At 52.4% G+C, this 19,515-nt stretch carries 19 protein-coding genes; 3 read left to right on the top strand and 16 right to left on the bottom strand.

Annotated elements, in window-relative coordinates:
• Window positions 1-18: 18 nt before the first annotated feature.
• The 4 genes from HMPREF3201_RS09980 to HMPREF3201_RS09965 are packed head-to-tail and all read right to left on the bottom strand — an operon-like array spanning window position 19 to window position 4,658.
• Window positions 19-1,515, bottom strand: a complete 1,497-nt coding sequence (locus HMPREF3201_RS09980; RefSeq protein WP_062412916.1) for an FGGY-family carbohydrate kinase — start codon at window positions 1,513-1,515, stop codon at window positions 19-21.
• Window position 1,516: 1 nt separating this feature from the next.
• On the bottom strand, window positions 1,517-2,443 hold the full coding sequence (locus HMPREF3201_RS09975) for a transketolase family protein (RefSeq protein ID WP_062412915.1): 927 nt from the start codon (window positions 2,441-2,443) through the stop codon (window positions 1,517-1,519).
• Window positions 2,440-3,255 (bottom strand): transketolase, encoded by an 816-nt coding sequence (locus HMPREF3201_RS09970; RefSeq protein ID WP_062412914.1) that lies wholly within the window; start codon window positions 3,253-3,255, stop codon window positions 2,440-2,442. The genes HMPREF3201_RS09975 and HMPREF3201_RS09970 overlap by 4 nt, the downstream gene beginning before the upstream one ends.
• Window positions 3,256-3,257: 2 nt before the next feature.
• Entirely contained in the window at window positions 3,258-4,658 is a 1,401-nt protein-coding gene (locus tag HMPREF3201_RS09965; RefSeq protein ID WP_062412913.1) for an L-fucose/L-arabinose isomerase family protein, read from the bottom strand.
• A gap of 298 nt (window positions 4,659-4,956) precedes the next feature.
• Between HMPREF3201_RS09965 and HMPREF3201_RS09960 the strand changes: the two genes are divergently transcribed.
• From HMPREF3201_RS09960 to HMPREF3201_RS09950, 3 genes are all read left to right on the top strand, one after another.
• Window positions 4,957-6,336, top strand: coding sequence for an MFS transporter (locus tag HMPREF3201_RS09960; RefSeq protein ID WP_062412912.1), 1,380 nt, complete (start codon window positions 4,957-4,959; stop codon window positions 6,334-6,336).
• 35 nt (window positions 6,337-6,371) lie between these two features.
• The gene (locus HMPREF3201_RS09955; protein ID WP_062412911.1) at window positions 6,372-6,971 is read left to right on the top strand and encodes a cytidylate kinase-like family protein; all 600 of its coding nucleotides are present in this window, start codon (window positions 6,372-6,374) and stop codon (window positions 6,969-6,971) included.
• A gap of 208 nt (window positions 6,972-7,179) precedes the next feature.
• The gene (locus tag HMPREF3201_RS09950; RefSeq protein WP_062412910.1) at window positions 7,180-8,220 is read left to right on the top strand and encodes a LacI family DNA-binding transcriptional regulator; all 1,041 of its coding nucleotides are present in this window, start codon (window positions 7,180-7,182) and stop codon (window positions 8,218-8,220) included.
• Between the two features lie 89 nt (window positions 8,221-8,309).
• Here the strand turns inward: HMPREF3201_RS09950 and HMPREF3201_RS09945 are convergent, their stop codons facing one another.
• The 12 genes from HMPREF3201_RS09945 to purF form a co-directional block, all read right to left on the bottom strand.
• Window positions 8,310-8,978: a YczE/YyaS/YitT family protein gene (locus HMPREF3201_RS09945; RefSeq protein ID WP_227163069.1), complete on the bottom strand. Its 669-nt coding sequence runs from the start codon at window positions 8,976-8,978 to the stop codon at window positions 8,310-8,312.
• A gap of 38 nt (window positions 8,979-9,016) precedes the next feature.
• Entirely contained in the window at window positions 9,017-9,445 is a 429-nt protein-coding gene (locus HMPREF3201_RS09940) for a MarR family winged helix-turn-helix transcriptional regulator (RefSeq protein ID WP_062412909.1), read from the bottom strand.
• Between the two features lie 168 nt (window positions 9,446-9,613).
• On the bottom strand, window positions 9,614-10,258 hold the full coding sequence (locus HMPREF3201_RS09935) for a DUF421 domain-containing protein (protein ID WP_062412908.1): 645 nt from the start codon (window positions 10,256-10,258) through the stop codon (window positions 9,614-9,616).
• 8 nt (window positions 10,259-10,266) lie between these two features.
• Window positions 10,267-10,719, bottom strand: a complete 453-nt coding sequence (locus tag HMPREF3201_RS09930; protein ID WP_062412907.1) for a DUF3290 domain-containing protein — start codon at window positions 10,717-10,719, stop codon at window positions 10,267-10,269.
• A 163-nt stretch (window positions 10,720-10,882) separates the two neighbouring features.
• Window positions 10,883-11,335, bottom strand: coding sequence for a large conductance mechanosensitive channel protein MscL (gene mscL, locus HMPREF3201_RS09925; protein ID WP_062412906.1), 453 nt, complete (start codon window positions 11,333-11,335; stop codon window positions 10,883-10,885).
• Window positions 11,336-11,473: 138 nt separating this feature from the next.
• Entirely contained in the window at window positions 11,474-12,859 is a 1,386-nt protein-coding gene (fumC, locus tag HMPREF3201_RS09920) for a class II fumarate hydratase (RefSeq protein ID WP_062412905.1), read from the bottom strand.
• Window positions 12,860-12,871: 12 nt separating this feature from the next.
• A complete protein-coding gene (locus tag HMPREF3201_RS09915) occupies window positions 12,872-14,425 on the bottom strand; it encodes an acyl CoA:acetate/3-ketoacid CoA transferase (RefSeq protein ID WP_072272080.1) in 1,554 nt (517 codons plus the stop codon).
• 88 nt (window positions 14,426-14,513) lie between these two features.
• The gene (purD, locus tag HMPREF3201_RS09910; protein WP_062412904.1) at window positions 14,514-15,788 is read right to left on the bottom strand and encodes a phosphoribosylamine--glycine ligase; all 1,275 of its coding nucleotides are present in this window, start codon (window positions 15,786-15,788) and stop codon (window positions 14,514-14,516) included.
• Window positions 15,788-16,393, bottom strand: a complete 606-nt coding sequence (locus HMPREF3201_RS09905; protein ID WP_049917316.1) for a hypothetical protein — start codon at window positions 16,391-16,393, stop codon at window positions 15,788-15,790. The genes purD and HMPREF3201_RS09905 overlap by 1 nt, the downstream gene beginning before the upstream one ends.
• A 13-nt stretch (window positions 16,394-16,406) precedes the next feature.
• Window positions 16,407-17,021, bottom strand: a complete 615-nt coding sequence (purN, locus tag HMPREF3201_RS09900; RefSeq protein ID WP_062412903.1) for a phosphoribosylglycinamide formyltransferase — start codon at window positions 17,019-17,021, stop codon at window positions 16,407-16,409.
• Complete coding sequence (purM, locus tag HMPREF3201_RS09895; protein ID WP_062412902.1) at window positions 17,014-18,078, bottom strand: phosphoribosylformylglycinamidine cyclo-ligase; 1,065 nt, start codon at window positions 18,076-18,078, stop codon at window positions 17,014-17,016. The genes purN and purM overlap by 8 nt, the downstream gene beginning before the upstream one ends.
• Window positions 18,059-19,486, bottom strand: coding sequence for an amidophosphoribosyltransferase (gene purF / locus HMPREF3201_RS09890; protein WP_062412901.1), 1,428 nt, complete (start codon window positions 19,484-19,486; stop codon window positions 18,059-18,061). The genes purM and purF overlap by 20 nt, the downstream gene beginning before the upstream one ends.
• Between the last annotated feature and the right edge of the window lie 29 nt (window positions 19,487-19,515).

The raw sequence follows: 19,515 nt of genomic DNA, 5'->3' as shown, positions 1-19,515 counted from the left end.
CTTTCGAAACGTAGGCAGTCAGGCTCCTTGGTGAGTCACTGCTAAGGTTTGCGAGATGGCTTGCTGCCACCCCTGTATCAATTCACGACGTCGTGCCCCTGCCATAGAGGGTTCATAAGAAAGGCCCTTCATGTCTTTAAACAAGGCATCCTGATCGTAGAGTCCGACGGCAAGGCCAGCGGCATAGGCTACTCCAATGGCCGAGAGTTCAGCCGCTTCCGGTACATCGACGGGACAATCGAGAAGATCCGTTTGAAACTGCATGAGGTAGGCATTTTTCGTAGGACCGCCGTCGACGCGAAGGGACGGCAGTCTATAGCCTGATTCTTGCTGCATCAAGGTCGTGACGTCATTGATCTGATAGGCAATGGCATCGAGGACGGCGCGGACCATTTCTTTTTTACCGGTCACGCGGGTGACACCGGTATAAAGGCCCGTCGCCTGACTTTCCCAGTACGGAGCGCCGAGACCCGTAAAGGCCGGCACAAAATAGCTGCGGTCTTTCGGATTGGCCGCCTTAGCTAAATTCATCGTTTCTTCCGGCGATTGGATAAGCTGTAAATCGTCTTTGAGCCAGGTAATGGCCGCTCCCGTGTAGTTGATATTGCCTTCAAGGACATAGGTCGCCTTGCCGGAGAGACTCCAAGCTAGGGAGGTCACCAAACCGTGCTGACTATAAACGGGCTTATCGCCGATATTCATCATGACCGAAGAACCGGTACCGTAGGTAGCTTTAGCCATTCCCGGTCGATGGCAGGCTTGGCCGAATAAGGCCGCATGGGAATCCCCGAAAACGGCGTGGATGGGAATGGCTTCCGGCAGGATACCGTCAAAATCCGTCTTTCCATACAGACCGTTTGAATCGGTCACTTCTGGTAAGGCCGACGGTTCAATGCCAAAGGCACGGCAGACATCCTGAGACCAGGTCAAACGCCCAATGTCAAAGAGCTGAGTCCGCGAGGCATTGGAAAAATCGGTACGGAAAACCTGACCTTTGGTCATGCAGTAGACGAGCCAGCTGTCCATGGTCCCCATACAGAGATTGCCTTCAGCCATGAGGGCCTTGGTACCTTCAACATGGCGCAGGATCCAGGCTAGTTTGGCCGCTGAAAAATAAGGCGATAAAGGCAATCCCGTCGTATTTTTAATTAAAGAATCAAACCCCTTACGACGAAGTTCTTCACAAATTGCCGCGCCCCGGGCACACTGCCAGACGATGGCCCGATGGACGGGCCGTCCGGTCTGACGATTCCAGGCCATGGCCGTTTCACGCTGATTACTGATGCCGACGGCCTTGATATCCCGGCCGTCTATGTCGGCCGCTTCCAGCATGTCCCGGATTAAATCCTTCAAATTACACCAGATTTCATCCGGATCGTGTTCGACCCAGCCTTTTTCGTCAATATACTGTCGGTGCGACTTAGTTGCCTTATGGCAGATGGTCCCGGCATCGTCAAAGAGCAGTACTTTGGTGCCCTGCGTGCTCTGATCAATGCCGAGGATATACGATTTCATATTAAAGCAGTTCCTTGGCGGCTTTGACGATGCCTTCGGCGTCGAGTCCGTAGTGGTGGAAAATATCTGCCGAATTACCGGTAACGACCGGTGCATCGGGCAGGGTCAAGTTGACGACCTTCGTCGGATGTTCAGCAGCCGTAAGCTGGGCGACCATGGCACCGAGGCCGCCGTAGGGGGAATGTTCTTCGACCGTCAAGATAGCCTTCGTTTCTTTAGCTGCCTTGAGAATGGCTTCCGTATCAAGGGGTTTCAAGCAGTACATGTCGAGGACGCGGACGGATTTTCCCTGTGCAGCCAGGGTTTCGGCTGCCTTTTTCGCTTCATAGACCAATTCACCGCAGGCGATGATGGTAAGTTCCGTCCCGTCTTGGACGGTAACGGCCTTATCCATGGTAAAGTCGAGTTTTCCGTCTTCATAGACGTCTTCGACGGCATTGCGGCCGATGCGGATATACGCTGGTTCACTGTCGGTGACGAATTCTTTCATCAAGGCCGTCGCCAAATACTGGTCGCTCGGGAAGTAGACGCGAAGGCCGGGGATGGATCCCATGGTAGCAATATCCGTTGCCGAATGATGGGTCATGCCGAGAGCCCCGTAGCTGACGCCGCCGCTGATACCGACCAGTTTGACATTGGTATGGGAATACGCGACGTCGACTTTAGCCTGTTCCATGCTGCGCGTCGAGAGGAAACTTGCCGGCGATACGGCAAAGGGACGTTTACCGGCAGCAGCCAGACCAGCACTGATGCCGACCAAGTTCTGTTCAGCAATGCCGACTTCTACGAATTGGTCACTGTGTTCTTCGGCATAAGGGCCGAGAGCACCGGAACCGCGGGAGTCACTGCAAAGGACAACGATATCTTTATTTACCTTGGCTTCCTCACTGAGGAATTCTGCGATTACTTTCTTAATGGCTTTGCTCATAATGCTGCCTTCCTTTCGTCGAGTTCTTTCATAGCTGTTGCAACCTGATCGGCTGTGGGGACTTTGTGATGCCAGCCGGCTTGATTTTCCATGAAGGATACGCCGCAGCCCTTGGTCGTGTTAGCGATGATGACCGTCGGTTTCCCTTTCGTACGTTTAGCCAGGTCGACGGCAGCGTCGATGGCATCCATGTCGTTGCCCGGGATGGACAAGACGTTCCAGCCAAAGGAAGCCCATCGTTCTTCGGCGCTGTCCTGGCCCATGACTTCTTCCGTCGTACCGGAAATCTGAAGGCGATTGCGGTCGACAAAGACCGTGAGGTTATCAAGGCCATACTGCGGACCTGCCATAGCCCCTTCCCAAACAGAACCTTCATCACATTCACCGTCACCTAAGACGACGTAGGTCCGATAAGCGCGCTGATCCATTTTTGCGGCCAAGGCCATGCCGACGCCAACCGCCAGGCCGTGACCCAGGGAACCGCTGTTGACTTCGACGCCGGCAATCTTGTTATTGGGATGGCCGATAAATTTCGATAAGTACTGGGAATAGGTCTGAAGTTCTTCTTTCGGGAAGAATCCTTTGTCGGCCAGGATGGTGTAAAGTGCTTCTACACAATGGCCTTTACTGAGAACGAAGCGGTCGCGTTCCGGATCCTGTACCTTGTCGGGTCCGACATTCATCTGTTTATAATATAAGTCGACCAAAATGTCGGTAACGCTGAGGTCGCCGCCGATGTGGCCTGTTCCGGCGTGGTAAATCAGATTGACGATATCTTTTCGGATATCAATAGCTTTTGCACGAAGATCCATTTTTATTCTCCTCTCAAATATGCCTTAACGTCTTCTTCAATGGGATCATAGAGATCCGGAGCGACGCCGATATACTTACAAGCTTCATATAATACAGGGACTACATCCTTATGGATGCCGACACAGTGGTGAATATAAGGGCCTTCTACGATTTTAGCTTCCAACCGTTTGATGTTGTCTACTTCGACCCAGAGGTAGGTGCCCATGCCGGCCGGTCCATCGACGCCCTTGGCGTTGCCGAGAAGCAGGGAATATTCGCCGTTGTCGCCGTCGAAGCGCACCAGGCTGATATCGCCGTGTTTGGCTTCGGCCGTCAGGCTACCCGGATAGTCAAAGGCTAAGGGGTAGGTCAGTTTCGGCGTTTCCTTGGCAACCGAAATCGGCCAGGGACCGCAGTGCTGCAGGAGTTCCCCATTTTCAATATCCGGATGACGGATGGTCCAATCGGCAAAGAAGGAACGCGTGCCGTCGAGGGCTGCCGCTTCTACTAGGAGAGCCGTAATAGCACCGTGGATATCCGTTTCACAGACCATGGGAATCCCGATTTCATTGAGCATGGCGTTAGCGGCACAAGGCATGACACCGAGTTCACCCTGGAGAGCATTCCAGCACTGGATGGCACCGGCGTTACAGCCGTATTTTTCCATCAGTCCTTTCATGGCGACGTACAGGCCGGCTACGTTTTCGACTTCGTCGTCTTTAATGCGGACATCCATGTGGGAGCGGATGTAAGCAACGGCCTTGTCGACTTCCGTCTTTTCGGCTTTGGCCTTGGCGACGGCTTCCGTCAGTTCCGGCATCGGGATCGGTGCCAGTTGAATGTTGAACTTTTCTAAGAGTTCCCCTTCATTGCACATGGTCGACCAGAAATCATAAGGACGGGGACCGATCTGCAGGATGCGGATATTGCGGAAGGTCTTGACGACGTTACAGACAGCTAGGAAATCTTTAAGGCCCCGTTCAAAGACGGGATCGTCGAGACGACAGTTGGTCATGTACGTAAAAGGGACTCTAAACCTACGAAGTACTTTACCGGTAGCAAAGAGGCCACACTGGGTATCGCGCAGGCGAATGCCCTTTTCATCCGGCCGTTCATCGAGGGGGCCCCACAAGAGGACGGGAACGTTCAAGTCTTTGGCCAAGCGGGCACATTCATACTCGGTCCCGAAATTACAGTGCGGCAGGAACAGGCCGTCGATCTTTTCTGCTTTAAACTTTTCGACAATCTTCAACCGGTCCTTTTCATCATAGAGCAGGCCTTCTTCATTGATATCGTCGATATCGACGAAGGAGATACCTAACTCTTCCAACTTCTGTTTCGTCAATCCTCGATACTTGACGGCATCGGGGGCGCTAAAAATGCTGCGTCGTGTCGGCGCAAAACCGATTTTAATAGTAGTCATGATAAAGCCTCCTTTAAGCTTAGGCATACGTATTTGTGTTCTTAAACTTCTTGAACCCATTATAAATTATTTAATTAAAAATTTCAATAGTTTAAATAAAAATTTTCCCGGTTATTTTTAGGTATTTACGCGTTAATATATAATAAAATTCATTATATAGCGCCATTTATGCCAACAATACATCGAAATTTAAATGATTTCATGGTATATCACTCTTGATTTTAATTAAATTTAATGGTAATATTTAGCATATAGTTTAACTAACGGTTTTAATTATTTAAAAAGGAGTGCGATATATATGCAACCTGCAGCTGATCACATCAGTATCCGCGAAAAAATCTGTTACGGCCTTGGAGATTCTTCGGCCAACATCTTCTTCGGTATGACCATGATGTTTCTTCCCTACTTCTACACCGACGTCGTCGGCCTTACAGCCAGTGCCATGGGGGCCTTATTCCTCATCGCCCGGCTGGTCGATGCCTTTTCGGATCCGATCATCGGCAACTTTGCCGACCGTCACGAAACGAAACACGGTCATTACCGTCCCTTCTTGCTGTACTTAGCCATCCCCTACGGCTTATCTTGCTTTTTAGTCTTTCTTGCTCCCGACTTATCCTACACAGGGAAATTGATTTACGCCTTTGTAACCTATATTTTCTTGATCCTGATGTATGCCAGCACCGTCGTTCCTTACGTCGGCCTGCTCTCGGTCCTGACCGATAATCCGGCAGAACGCCTGGCCATCAATTCCTACCGTTTCCCCTTGGCCAAGTCGGCCTTCCTGCTCTGCTCGGCCGTCGTCCCAATGTTCGTTGCCACCTACGACAAAGCCCATGAAGCCCAGGCTTACAGCCACGCCATGATCATCATCGGTATCCTCGCCGCCTGCTGTACCTTGGCCTGCTTCTTCGGCACTAAAGAACGCAGCCATCCGCTGATCGTCAAAGACGAAAATGACACCCTCTTTTCTAAAATTAAAATCATTGCTAAGACCCGAACGCTTCGCAGTTTCTACATCTTCTTTGCCTTGACGCAGGCCGCCTTCACCTTTAAAGGCAGCTCCGCCATCTATTACGCCAAGTACTATTTGGCCCAGAACGACGCCTACCTGACGGGCCTCTTATCGGCTTTCTCCATTGCCGGCATCGTCGCTCCCATCGTATCCATGTGGCTCATCCGCAAAAAAGTCTTCAACAAGTTGGCCATGCTCCGCGTCGCTACCTTAGGCGCTGCTGTAACGGCCGCTCCGATTCTCATCATTCCGCCAGAACACTATCTCTTGTCGTCCCTGTTCCTCATCTTATCGACCTTCTTCGGCGAACTCGGCATCGTCGTCTACTGGGCCCTTCCGGCAGACTGCGCCGATTTGTGCCAGCTTAAGTTCAATAAGAAGATGGCCGGTGTCCTCGGCGCCGTCGCCCTCTTCTCTCAGAAATTTGCCATGAGTCTCGTCGGCGCCGGCATCGGTCTGATTTTGACCTTCGTCAGCTATCAGCCGGGCGCCGCCATTACGCCGGCCGTTGCCAGCGGCATCTTAGCCATTACCGCTGCGCTTCCCATCGCTTGCCATGTCATCAGCTACTACTTCCTCAACCAATACGACCTCGACGAAGCCGCAGTCCGCAAGATCCATTTGGAATTGGCCGGCTTGTATGCCCAGGCCGAACAGGCTCACTAATATCCATCACACCACGAAAGGAAGGATAATTACTCATGGATAAAAGAACGATCATCAGCATCAGTCGTCAATACGGCAGCGGCGGCCGTGAAGTCGCCCAGCTCCTCGCTAAAAAAACAGGCTTTCACTTGTACGACCGTCAAATCATCGATTCGGCTGCCAAAGAACTCGGGATCAGCAACTGGACGGAAGAACAATTAAAGGCCCTGGAAACGAGCGAGCCGGCCCCCCTCGGGTTCATCCCCTTCTATTCTTTTGGGGCTGCTGAAGGCCCGTCAGACACGAGCATGTTCGTCGCTGAATCGAAAATCATCCGCCAACTGGCAAAATCGGGTTCCTGCATCATCCTCGGCCGCTGCGGCGACTTCGTCCTGCGCGACTTTTCCAAACACTATTCCTTCTTTATCTGCGCCGACGACGATTTCCGTACCGAACGCGGCCGGACAGAATATGACGGCAAGACCCTTCAGGAAATCAAGACTGAAGACCAGAAACGGGCCGATTATTACGAATACTATACGGGAGAACGTTGGGGACAGCCTGAAAAATATTCTTTATCCATCAACGCTTCAAAAATCCCCCTCGACAAGGCAGCTGACTTGATTATCCGCTACGTCGAACTCCTTCAGGCATAACGAAAAAAGAGCCTCTCCTCCACCGGGTTCCTCATGAACAGCTGCCATAGGCAGACTGCTGAGGTCCCATACTGAAGGAAGGCTCTTTTTATGCCTTAGATCCGATTTCTGACTTTACTATCATTTTATGACGTGCTACACTTTTAATTGAATCGATTTATAATTTCAACAGATATGCATAAATTTTTATAAAAGCAGGAGGTATGAAATGGCAACAGTGACCATCAAAGACATTGCAGAACAACTGGGAGTTTCTCCGGCCACGGTCTCTCTTGCTTTAAACGGACGCCCCGGCGTCAATGAAGAAACGCGGCTCGCCGTATTGAATCTGGCCAACCGCCTTGGATACCGCGGCACGACGAGCAAAAAGGCCGTAGCTCCACAAGGGGTCATCAATTTTTTAATCTACCGTAAATCGGGCAGTATCATCACCAGTACCCAATTTTTCACCCGCCTCGTCGTAGCCGTCGAAAAAGCGGCCCGGGCGCATCACTACACCTTGACCATCACCTACTGCGACGGCCAGGATCAACTGGCATCGTGCATTGCCGAAGCCGCTGCTGCCCAAGCGTCGGGAATCTTGATGCTAGGCACGGAAATGGAACATGACGATCTGCCCCTCGTTGCAAGCGCCCCCCTTCCCATCGTCGTCCTCGACAACGAGCTGACGGCCTCGCCCCTCGATATGGTATCCATCCATAATTTAGACGGCGTATGGCAGGCCGTTCACTACCTTCACGATCAAGGGCTGAGCGATATCGGCTACCTGCGAAGCTCGGTCCCGATCACGAATTTTGAAATGCGCTACCTGGGCTATACGTACGCCATGAATCAGCTCCACAAAAAAATAGATGACACTAAGGTCTACGAGTTGTCCCCATCCATCGAAGCCGCTCAGCAGGATATGAATGCCCTCTTAGAACGAGGCTGCACCCTTCCTGAAGCTTTCATCGCTGATAACGACCTCATCGCCCTCGGCGCCATCCGGGCCCTGCAGCAGCGTGGCCTGCGCATTCCCGAAGACATTGCCGTCATCGGCTTTGACAATATCCCCTTAGCTGAATATGCCCAGCCGCCTTTAAGTTCCGTCGAAGTTCCCTGTGAAAACTTAGGGAAATCAGCCGTCGAAACCCTCCGTTGGCGCATCCGCAATCCCAAGGCAACCCCGCGAAATGTGGCCACGGGGACAGAACTGATCGTCCGCGAAAGCGTCCCCCAACAGGCGGACCCTTTAACCGAAAATTCCTAAAAATACATCATAGAACGAGGTTCGCAACGCTACTGCGCTGCCGGGCCTCTTTTTATCGAAAGGAAGTCTCCTCCGTTGACGGCTGTCCATCACGAAGATTCTTTCGCCAAAATCATCGGTCCCCCATTTTTATCTGCCAAGGAGAGCCGCGCCAGGCGTTCAATAAAGAAGAAATGGCGGTTAAAGAAGTTGACCAGTCTGCCAACAGCTATGGCCGATACGATGGTGCCAACACCGATAGCGGCAAAAGTCTGGTCACCGCCATAGAAAAGGGATACGCACAAGGCCATGACAACCAAGGTCGAATCGAAGGCCACTTTAGCCGTACCCATGCGAATCTTCGCCGTTTGAGCAATGGCTTTTACAATGCCGTCACCGGGAACCATGAGGACCTGCGAGGCCACTTCCAGGCAGATGCCGAAGGCCAGGACGGCACAGCCCATGAGAAGGATGAGAAAAGCCACCGGCCAGGAATGTCCCTGCAGCCCCGATAAAAATGGCATATACAGATCGAGGGAGGCACTGAAAATAATGCTAATCCCCAACTGAAGGCCTTCTATGGGACGGAATTGCCGCCGCAGCAAAGCGATTTGAGCGGCAATAAACAAGATATTTGCTAAAAAAGTTATCTCACCGAAGGTCCAATTCGAATACAGGCTGATAACGATAGGTACACTCGATATAGGAGATGACCCGAATCCGGCAACGATAATCAGGTCGATGCCCAAGGCATTGATTAAAATACTTAGGATAAACACAGGAATCCGAATCCCTTTATAATGCATGTGACGCAACATCAATCCCCCCACTTCTTCTGATTTTTAATGATTTTCTGGAACGTTTCTATAAACTGCTGTTTTTCTTCCGGTTCAATGCCCTGCCACATGAAGTCATCTAGTCCGTAAATGACTTCACGGATGCGTTTGGCTTTTTCCCAGCCTTTTTTGGTCAAGAAAATAGACACGCCGCGCTGGTCATCGGGACGAGTTTCTTTTCGAATGAGTTCCAGTTTTTCCATTCGCTTGAGGAGGCTGGTCACCGTCGATTTATCGATGATACATTTTTGACCGATGTCTTTCTGGCTAGCTCCGTCGTGGAACCATAAGTATTCTAAAATCTTCGGCTGACCGGGCATGAGACCCTCTTTTTTTATATATCGGGCAATTTCCCGGCTCGAGCGATGAAATCCGATCAATAATAAAATATGCAAGGCTTCTAAGTCCACGTGGTCCACTCCTCCATTGGTTTTAATTCAAACTATATAGTTTCAATTCAAACTACTTTATTATTATAATCCATGATTCAAAAAAGTCAAGACACTTCGTCTATCAATTACCCTCTATCGGCAAAAAAATAAGCACGACGGTGAACATAAGCGCCATCGTGCTTTCTATCAATCATGGGAATTGGGTGGATAGGGATAGAGGATGACCTCGCCGTCGAGGTATTCAGCTAAAAAGATATCCCGCGGCTCATAGCCCTGACGAGTCAATTCATGCATGAGCCAGTCCGAGTCTTTTTCGATCAGCAGCAGGACATCGGTGTTGATCTGACCGTCGGCAATGATGGGAAAGCGGATATTGTCTTCCCCCATTTGGACGACCGTCAACTGCCCGTTTTGCTCGAGGACGGCCCGCTTGACGTCCTGAATGCGCTGGACGCCCATGGCCCGCAGCTTCATCTGCAGTTCAAAGGCCTGGATGCCCGAACGCAGGCAGGTTTCGGTCTGAAGTTCCCCCTGCTCGATGAGGATGACCGGCTTGCCGTCGACGAGGATGCGAATGTGACGGCTGACGGATTTCAAGTACTTCAAGGTCATGACCAAAATCGTCCAGACGACCATGATCATGAGAAACTGAAAGATGCTGATCGTATCGTTATAAATGACGCCGCCGATAATACCACCGAGGACGTAGTTCTGTATCTGGTCCAGGGCCGACGTCGGCGCCAGATTGCGTTTGCCTAAGAGATTAATCTGTAAAATGAGGGCCAACAGTCCCAGGCCCAGTTTAGCGAAAATCATGGAATACGGAAACATGGCCCCTCCTAATGTGACACGTCGACGAGTTTGACGTCTTTTTGAATCAAGTATACACGATTGATGCGGTACGCCGTATAACTGCTGTTGAAATCGATACGGTAGTAATCATCGCGAATCTTAACCAGCATCCCATCCTGGAGGCGCAGGGAATTGACGGCAATATCCGACTTCGAAAGGGTCATATTATCGCTGAAAGTATCGAGAAACTGGGTCATCCGCGACGTATTTTCCGTAGTTTCCCGCTGCCGGCTGTAACTGTCCCAATTAGACCCGATCAAGAATAAGCCGATCAACAGCAGAATAATGCTCAAATCACGATACTTCGATTTCAAACGGTTGCTCATATATTTGGCCGTAATGACGATCAAGGCCACCAAAATAAAGAAAATCAGACCGTATTGAAATAAATAGTTCACATGGGCCTGGCTTTCGAGATAGGCATACGTATAAAACTGCAAGAAGGGTCCCCCTTTCCTTTCGTTTTTCTATTGTAGCAAATCTTAAGCAAAAAAATCAACTGAAAAGGAAGCCGCTATCCATCATCAATGAACCATAAAAACAGCCTGCCGTCTCAGACAGCAGGCTGTTATCGTGATCTTTAAAACAAGATATCGGGGTACATCAGTTATTGGCAGCCGGCAATTCGCTGGTGCAGTGCGGGCAGCGCGTAGCATCGTCAGCCACCGGTTGACGGCAGAACGGGCAAAGGCGCGACTCCGGAACCGGTGCCGGTTTCGGCATCAGGCGGTTGAGCTGCTTGATGACGATAAAAATAGCGAAGGCGATAATTAAAAATTCAAGAATCGTATTGAGGAAAGAGCCGTAAGCAATGACCGGAATACCGGCTGCCTTGGCGTCGGCCAAGGTTTCTACCTTTTGGCCGTTCAGGCTCAAAGGAATGAAGAAGTCTGAAAAATCGATTCCGCCGAGGAGTACACCGATTGGCGGCATGATGATATTGTTGACAAGAGACGTGACGATTTTGCCAAACGCACCGCCGACAACGACACCGACTGCCATATCAAGGACATTCCCCCGCATGGCGAATTCTTTAAACTCTTTAATAAAACCCATGCTATCCACTCCTATTCAAAATATAATGATGAGATATTGGTACATCTATTCTATCACTACATCTCAAAAAGTGCAAAAGGTTTTGGAGAAATTTAGTACAAATTATTTCTTAATCCATAAAAAAATGGAAAAAAGATGTCAACGGATACCCGCCAGTTTTGCCGGGTCCATGGCCTTATCGAATTGTTCCGCCGTAACCCAGCCGGATTGAATGGCTGATTCTTTCAGTGTCAGCCCTTCTTTGGCCGCCGTCTTGGCAATGGTGCAGGCCTTATCGTAGCCGACTAAGGGAACGAGTCCCGTGACCAGGATCAAGGAGTTATAGAGGTTGGTCTCGATTCGTTCTTCATTCGGTTCGATTCCGACGATGCAGTGCTTGCGCAGGGATTCCATGCTGTCCGATAAGAGGCGGATCGATTGGATGAGGTTGTAAGCGATGACCGGCATGAAGACGTTCAGTTCAAAGTTGCCCTGGCTGGCAGCAAAGCCCAATGTCGCATCGTTGCCCATGACCTGGACGGCGACCATGGTTACGGCTTCGCACTGCGTCGGGTTGACTTTACTGGGCATGATGGAACTGCCCGGTTCATTTTCGGGAATGCGGATTTCACCGATGCCGCAGCGCGGTCCTGACGACAGCCAGCGGATGTCGTTGGCCATTTTCATGAGGTCACAGGCTAGGCTCTTCAGCATGCCGTGAACGACGACTAATTCATCCTTACTGGTCAGGGACTGGAACTTGTTCGGCGCCGTATGGAAGGTCGTCCCCGTCAGGTCGCTGACGATTTCGGCAAAGCGGCGGTCATAGCCTTTCGGACAGTTGATACCCGTACCGACGGCCGTCCCACCCATGGCCAGATCGCGAAGAAAATCGACGCCGCAGCGGAGCATTTCTTTATTGCGTTCGATCATGCGGGCCCAGCCGCTGAATTCCTGTCCCAGGGTCAAAGGCGTCGCATCCTGCAAGTGGGTGCGGCCGATTTTTACGATATCCTTAAAGGCTTCCTGTTTGTCATGGAGCGCCTTATAGATGGCATCCATGGCCGGGAACAGCTGCTGTTCAATGAGCAGGACACCGGCCATGTGAAGGCCTGTCGGGAAGGTATCGTTCGAACTTTGGGAATGGTTGACGTCGTCATTGGGATGGATGCGCTGCTCTTTCCCTTTTTCTTTGAGAATAGCTGCCGCCCGGTGGGCTACGACTTCATTGACGTTCATATTGAACTGAGTCCCGCTGCCGGTCATCCAAACGGCCAGTGGGAAATTGCCGTCCAGTTTCCCTGCCAAAATATCGTCACAGGCCGCGGCGATGGCATCGGCCTTATCGGCATCGACGACGCCCAGTTCTTTATTGGTCAAGGCTGCCGCTTTTTTCAGATAGGCAAAGACGGTGACCATTTCGGCGGGAATCTTTTCCGTACCGATCTTAAAATTTTCAAAGCTGCGCTGGGTCTGAGCGCCCCAGAGTTTATCTGCCGGGACTTTAATCTCTCCCATTGAGTCTTTTTCAATACGATATTCCATAGTCTCTCTCCTTTACATTCCCATAGCTTCCGGATAGAAAATACGAGGATCCATCGTTTTTATATCGGCTGCCATGAGGGGTCTGAATTCCATTTGGGCTAGGATATCCCGCTCTATATCGATGCCCGGTGCCACTTCGGTCAGCATCAGGCCATTTGGCGTCAAGCGGAACACGGCCCGCTCGGTAATGACCAAGACGTCCTGATGCCGGGCCGCCGCATAGGTTCCGGAAAAAGTAATCTGTTCGACAGTCTTCTTGAATTTTTTATAACGCCCTTCGTGGTCGATGATTAATTTTCCGTTCTCACAGTGTTCCCGCAGGTGACCGGCCGTAAAGGTCCCCATGAAGATCAGCTTCTTCGTCGCCTGGGTCAGGTCCATGAAGCCGCCGGGCCCGGTAACGCGGCCGTTGAATTTCGATACATTGACATTCCCCTTGGCATCGATTTCGGCCAAGCCTAAGGCACAGATGTCGAGGGCGCCGCCGTGGCAGATGTCGATCATATCGGCCAGCTTCAATTCCGCTTCGGCATTGATGGCCGCCCCCATATCGAGGCCTGATAAGGGGATGCCGCCGATGATGCCCGAATCAGCAGCCAGGGTAAGGCGGGTGCCAAAACCTTCTTCAGCAGCCACAGAGCCGATGATTTCGGGAATGCCGATACCGAGATTCATGACGTCGTCATCCTTTAGTTCAAGAGCAGCCCTGCGGGCGCAGATCTTGCGGTTATCCAAAGGATGAGGCGGCAGCGAACGGAGGACGATCTTTTTCTCCCCGCTCAGTTCCGGGCGGTAGCCCCTTGCGGCAAAACTTTGGACGTGATATTTCGGGCGAGGCACGACGATGTAGTCGACGAGAAAATGGGGAATCTTCACCAACCGCGAATCGAGGCGTCCCCGGGGCACGACGTCTTCGACTTGAACGACGACCAGGCCTTTTGACTGGTGCGTGGCTGCGGCGACTTCGAACTGTTCACCGATCATGGCTTCCCGCTCGAGGGAAATATTGCCGTCTTCATCGGCTAACGAGCCTCGGATAAAACAAACATCGATAGGAAAAGTCGGATAGTAAAGATAATCGTCGCCGTCGATGGAAACGCGGCGGACGATGTCCTTGCCTTCAGCTATGGTCTTGTCATTTGCCTTGCTGCCGTCGAGGCGCGGATCCGCCAAGGTGTGCAGGCCAATGTCAGTCCAGACACCCTTTCTCCCGGAAGCCATGGCCCGATACAAGGCCAATAAGGTTCCGGCCGGTACGGTATAGGCCAGGCAGTCATTGTCGGCCACCTTATCAGCTAGTTTCTTTTCGGCACCGAAATGGCTGGTAATGATCGTCTGTAAGAGACCATCTGCCGCCAGTCGGTCGCCGCCCCGTCCCCCGCCGTCACTGGTGCCGGCTATTTTCACTAATGTCAGGCTACGCGGACGGCCTTCCTCAGCATATCGATCGTGCAGGGCCTTGAACAAACCGTCCGGCGTACCAAATCCGGCTTGACCGCTGACAGCCAGGGTCATCTCATCGCCAACCAGTCGAGCCGCCTCATACGGCGTGATAAATTGTACCACCTATCTCCCTCCTGTCTCCGCAATGCAGGTTTTGCCTGATAGAAAGAAAGCCCCTTTGACGAAAAGGGGCTTCATAAACCGTAAGCAATTACGGCAAGTGTTTCAATCCTTTGGCACCGATGTCACGGCGGACTTGCTGGCCGTCAAAGTGGATCTGATCCACCTTGTCATAAGCCTTTTCAATGGCACTTTTAAGATCCGGTGCCACAGCCGTTACGCCGAGAACACGGCCGCCATGGGTCACATAGGCCCCATCCTGTTTGGCCGTTCCCGAATGGAATACCATCGTATCATCGCTGTCGATGCCGTCGAGGCCGCTGATGACGTCTCCCTTATGAGACGAAGCCGGGTAGCCGGCCGAGGCCATGATGACGCAGCAGGCAGAGGCATCCTTCCAGTGAACCATATCCGGGGACAAGGTCCCCTTGGTGCAGGCGTACATGATCTGCGCCAAATCGCCGTCAAGAAGGGGCAGGACGGCCTGCGTTTCCGGGTCGCCGAAACGGCAGTTGAATTCGACGACTTTCGGGCCGTCTTCAGTAATCATGAGGCCGGCATAGAGGCAGCCCTGATAGGTAATGCCTTCGGCTTTGAGGCCGTCTACGACGGGTCGTAAAATCGTGTCTTCGACGACTTTTTGGATGGCCGGCGTAAAGACCGGAGCCGGGGCATAGGCACCCATACCGCCCGTATTGGGACCTTCATCGTTATCGAAGATGCGCTTATGGTCCTGAGCCGAAATCATGGGCACGATGGTCTTGCCATCGACGAAGGCCAGAAGGCTTGCTTCTTCTCCGACCATGCATTCTTCAATGACGATGCGGCCGCCGGAAGCGCCGAAAATATGGTCTTCCATCATGGCATTGACGGCGTCGATGGCTTCTTCTTCGGTCTGAGCTACGACGACGCCTTTGCCGGCAGCCAGGCCGTCGGCTTTAACGACGATAGGAGCGCCTTGTTCGCGGATGTAGGCTTTCGCCGCGTCTCCGTCGGTAAAGGAGGCATAGGCTGCCGTCGGAATCTGGTATTTCTTCATGATATTCTTGGCAAAGACCTTGGAGCCTTCCATTTGAGCCGCCGCTTTGTTGGGGCCGAAAACAGCTAAGCCCTTGGCCTGAGCCACGTCGGCTAAGCCTTCCGTCAAGGGAACTTCCGGACCGACGACGAGCATGTCGATGCCTTCCGAAACGGCATAATCGGCGATGCCTTCGAGGTCCGATAAGGAAATATCGACGCACTTGGCAACGTCAGCCATGGCTGCACTGCCGGGAATGGCGTACAGGGCATCGACACTCGGGCTCTGCGCTAATTTCCAGGCCAGGGTATGTTCGCGGCCGCCGCCGCCGATGACTGCTACCTTCATCACTTTGCAGCCCCCTTCTCAACCTGTTCAGCCAGATATGCCGCAATGGCCGTATCGTAGACGGCCGTATGATGAAAGGCTTCCTGAGCTAATTCCAAGCGGTATTCATCGGAAAAAGCGCCGTCTTTTTGGAGGATGGAAATGATTTCGCTGTACTTATCGGGATTGGTAACGATGGCGACGTACTTATTGTTCTTGGCCGAAGCGCGGACCATGCAGGGACCGCCGATGTCGATGTTTTCAATGGCTTCAGCCAGGGTGACATTCGGTTTGGCAATGGTCTGCTGGAAGGGATAGAGGTTGACGACGACCAAGTCAATGGGCGTAATATCGTGATCCTTCATGGCTTTCACGTGTTCCGGATTGTCGCGGACCGCCAAAATGGCGCCGTGAATCTTGGGGTTCAAGGTCTTGACGCGGCCGTCCATCATTTCCGGAAAGCCCGTTACGTCCTGAACGGCGATGACCGGTACGCCCGCTTCCTTTAAGGTGCGCATGGTGCCGCCCGTCGAAATGATTTCAATGCCGAGAGCCGCCAGGGCTTTGCCCAATTCGACGACGCCCGTTTTATCAGATACACTAATGAGTGCGCGTTTTACCTTCATGCTAACCTACCTCCTATTCCTGTGTTCCCATGACGACATTGCCGCGGACCGTCAGTTTGTCGTCACAAAAGAGTGCCGCTGCCTTGATGTAGGTCGGATGTTCCTTCGTCAGGATCCGAGCTGCCAGCGTATCTTCCGTATCATCTTCATAGACCGGCACGGCCGACTGCAGGATAATCGGCCCGGCATCCATATCGGGCACGACGAAGTGAACCGTGCAGCCGGCAATCTTGACGCCGGCTTCAATAGCCTGACGCTGAGCGTGGAGGCCGCGGAAGGACGGCAAGAGGGCCGGATGGATATTGAGCATCTTGTGCTCATAATGGGAGATGAAATCGCCGCTCAAGAGGCGCATGAAGCCGGCCAGGCAGATGACGTCGGCTTCATAAGGGGCAATGGCGTCGAGGATATATGCTTCAAAAGCTTCTTTCGAATCAAAGGCCTTGCGGTCGGCTAAGATGACCGGTATGCCCCATTCCCGGGCCCGATCCATGACCGGCGCGCCGGGGATATCGCAGACCAGGGCCTTGATGTCGGCCTTGATGGTACCGGCTTCGACGGCATCGTGGAGGGCAATGGCATTGGAGCCGCGGCCCGAGGCAAAAATGACCATCTTTTTCTTAGTCATGGAACACGCCTCCCCGCAACGTAACGGGTACGTCCGAGTCTACGACTTTGCCGATGACGTAAGCTTTTTCGTCGCGGTCTGCCAAATTCTTGAGAATGCTGTCGGCATCCTTTTCATCGACGATCATGATCATGCCGATGCCCATGTTGAAGGTGCGGTACATTTCTTTCGCATCGACGCCGCCCCATTTTTGCAGGAGCGAGAAAATCGGCAGCTGCGGCCACGACGTGACATCGATATCGACGCCGACGCCCTTAGGAAGGACGCGGGGAATATTTTCATAGAAACCGCCGCCGGTAATGTGGACCATGCCTTTTACGGTAAAGTTTTTAATGATCGGCAGGCACGGACGCGGATAGAGGCGGGTCGGTGTCAGCAGGCATTCACCGATGGTCATGCCCAATTCATCGACGTACTGGTCGAGCTTCATCTGCTGGCGTTCAAAGACGATCTTGCGGACCAAGGAGAAGCCGTTGGAGTGGACGCCTGTCGACGGCAGGCCGATGAGGACGTCGCCGGCCTTGATCGTTTCGCCGGTGATGATTTTGTCGCGGTCGACGATGCCGACACCAAAGCCAGCCAGATCATAGTCGTCTTTGGCATAGAAGCCGGCCATTTCAGCCGTTTCACCACCGAGGAGGGCGCAGCCCGATTCCTGGCAGGCATTGGCTACCCCTTTTACAATGGAGGCGACCTGAACCGGGTCGAGCTTGCCGACGGCGATATAGTCGAGGAAGAATAAGGGTTCTGCACCCTGAACGAGGACGTCATTGATCGACATGGCGACGCAGTCCTGACCGACCGTATCGTGTTTGTCCATCAAGATAGCCAGACGCAGTTTGGTGCCGACACCATCGGTGCCGCTGACCAGGACCGGCTTTTTAATATCGCTGTTCATGAGCGAAAAGAGGCCGCCAAAACCGCCGAGGTCCCCGAGGACTTCCGGACGGTACGTAGCTTTTACAGAGTCTTTCATCAATTCGACGGCTTTATTGCCTGCGTCGATATCGACACCGGCATCGGCATAGGTCAATCCTTTATTTGTGTTCGAGAGCATATTTTTCTCCTTCCTCGTTCATCTGCGGCGTATCCGTAGGATAATCATCATTGAAGCAAGCTAAGCACATATCTTCCAAGGGAATGTGTTCAATGGCCCGATTGAGGCCGTCGATGGAAATGAAGTGCAGCTTGTCGACACCGATGTATTTTTGAATCTGTTCCTGGCTGAACGTCGAGGCGATGAGTTCCTTGCGGACCGACGTGTCGATGCCGTAGAAGCAGGGATATTTAATCGGCGGTGCCGAAACGCACATATAGACTTCCTTGGCGCCGGCTTCCCGCAGGAGCTTACAGATGATGCCGCTCGTCGTGCCGCGGACGATGGAATCGTCGACCATGACGATGCGCTTGCCCTGTACGACGGATTTTACGACGTTGAGTTTCATGCGGACAGCGAGTTCTCGCTGTTTCTGATTCGGCTTGATGAAGGTACGGCCCATGTAGCGGTTCTTGATCAGACCGTGTTTAAAGGGAATACCCGAAGCCTGGGAATAACCGATGGCAGCCGTATTGCCGCTGTCGGGAACGGAAATGACGATATCGGCATCGTACTGGGTTTCATTCCACATTTCACGACCCATGTTCAAGCGAGCCTGATAGACGTCCTGGCCGTCGATGACACTGTCGGGACGAGCAAAGTAGATGTATTCGAAGGAACAGATCTGCTTGCGCGGTGCCTTGGCGAAGATCGTCGATTTGACTCCGTTTTCGTTAATCTGGACCATTTCGCCGGGATGAACGTCGCGGACGAATTTCGCTCCGATGGCATCGAGGGCACACGTTTCCGAAGCCAGGACCCAGCCGCCTTCTTCGGTCCGGCCGATGCACAGCGGACGGAAGCCGTAGGGATCGCGGACGCCATAGAGGGTATCCTTGGTCATGAGGACCAGGGAATATGCCCCTTGGATGCGGTTCATGCTTTCCATGATGCGTTCTTCGATCGTGTCTTTCTGGCTGCGGCTGATGAGGTTGACGATGATTTCACTATCCATGGTCGTCTGGAAGGCAGCGCCGCTGCGGTCGAGTTCTTCGCGAAGGGTGCGGGTATTGGTCAAGTTGCCGTTATGAGCCAAAGCCAACTGTCCCATGGGCGTATAGACAGCCAAAGGCTGGATATTGCGCGGGTTGTTGGAACCGGTCGTCGAATAGCGGACGTGACCGATACCGACGGGGCCCCCTTCTTCTTCCGGTACGCCGTTGGCAAAGACCGTGCTGATGAGTCCCATGCCGCGGTAGGTATGGATATCCTGGCCGTCAGTTAAAGCAATACCGCCGCTTTCCTGGCCGCGGTGCTGCAGGGCAAAGAGCCCCCAATACACGTAACGGGGAATATCAAGGTGTTTATCGTAAATCCCTAAGACGCCACATTCTTCATGCTGCTTATCCCAAATCGGATCGTAAAACATGAATTAAACCTCCTGTTATTGAGAAAAAT

It is taken from the genome of Megasphaera sp. MJR8396C, from assembly GCF_001546855.1.
Classification (GTDB): Bacteria; Bacillota; Negativicutes; order Veillonellales; family Megasphaeraceae; genus Megasphaera.
This window is presented reverse-complemented; position numbering and strand designations above follow the sequence as displayed.

Coding starts and splice junctions, on each gene's coding strand:
- fumC (WP_062412905.1), bottom strand. CDS start 12,859: ATGGAATATCGTATTGAAAAAGACTCAATGGGAGAGATTAAAGTCCCG.
- HMPREF3201_RS09965 (WP_062412913.1), bottom strand. CDS start 4,658: ATGACTACTATTAAAATCGGTTTTGCGCCGACACGACGCAGCATTTTT.
- mscL (WP_062412906.1), bottom strand. CDS start 11,335: ATGGGTTTTATTAAAGAGTTTAAAGAATTCGCCATGCGGGGGAATGTC.
- HMPREF3201_RS09970 (WP_062412914.1), bottom strand. CDS start 3,255: ATGGATCTTCGTGCAAAAGCTATTGATATCCGAAAAGATATCGTCAAT.
- purF (WP_062412901.1), bottom strand. CDS start 19,486: ATGTTTTACGATCCGATTTGGGATAAGCAGCATGAAGAATGTGGCGTC.
- HMPREF3201_RS09960 (WP_062412912.1), top strand. CDS start 4,957: ATGCAACCTGCAGCTGATCACATCAGTATCCGCGAAAAAATCTGTTAC.
- HMPREF3201_RS09950 (WP_062412910.1), top strand. CDS start 7,180: ATGGCAACAGTGACCATCAAAGACATTGCAGAACAACTGGGAGTTTCT.
- HMPREF3201_RS09975 (WP_062412915.1), bottom strand. CDS start 2,443: ATGAGCAAAGCCATTAAGAAAGTAATCGCAGAATTCCTCAGTGAGGAA.
- purM (WP_062412902.1), bottom strand. CDS start 18,078: ATGCTCTCGAACACAAATAAAGGATTGACCTATGCCGATGCCGGTGTC.
- HMPREF3201_RS09955 (WP_062412911.1), top strand. CDS start 6,372: ATGGATAAAAGAACGATCATCAGCATCAGTCGTCAATACGGCAGCGGC.
- HMPREF3201_RS09980 (WP_062412916.1), bottom strand. CDS start 1,515: ATGAAATCGTATATCCTCGGCATTGATCAGAGCACGCAGGGCACCAAA.
- purD (WP_062412904.1), bottom strand. CDS start 15,788: ATGAAGGTAGCAGTCATCGGCGGCGGCGGCCGCGAACATACCCTGGCC.
- HMPREF3201_RS09935 (WP_062412908.1), bottom strand. CDS start 10,258: ATGTTTCCGTATTCCATGATTTTCGCTAAACTGGGCCTGGGACTGTTG.
- purN (WP_062412903.1), bottom strand. CDS start 17,021: ATGACTAAGAAAAAGATGGTCATTTTTGCCTCGGGCCGCGGCTCCAAT.
- HMPREF3201_RS09905 (WP_049917316.1), bottom strand. CDS start 16,393: ATGAAGGTAAAACGCGCACTCATTAGTGTATCTGATAAAACGGGCGTC.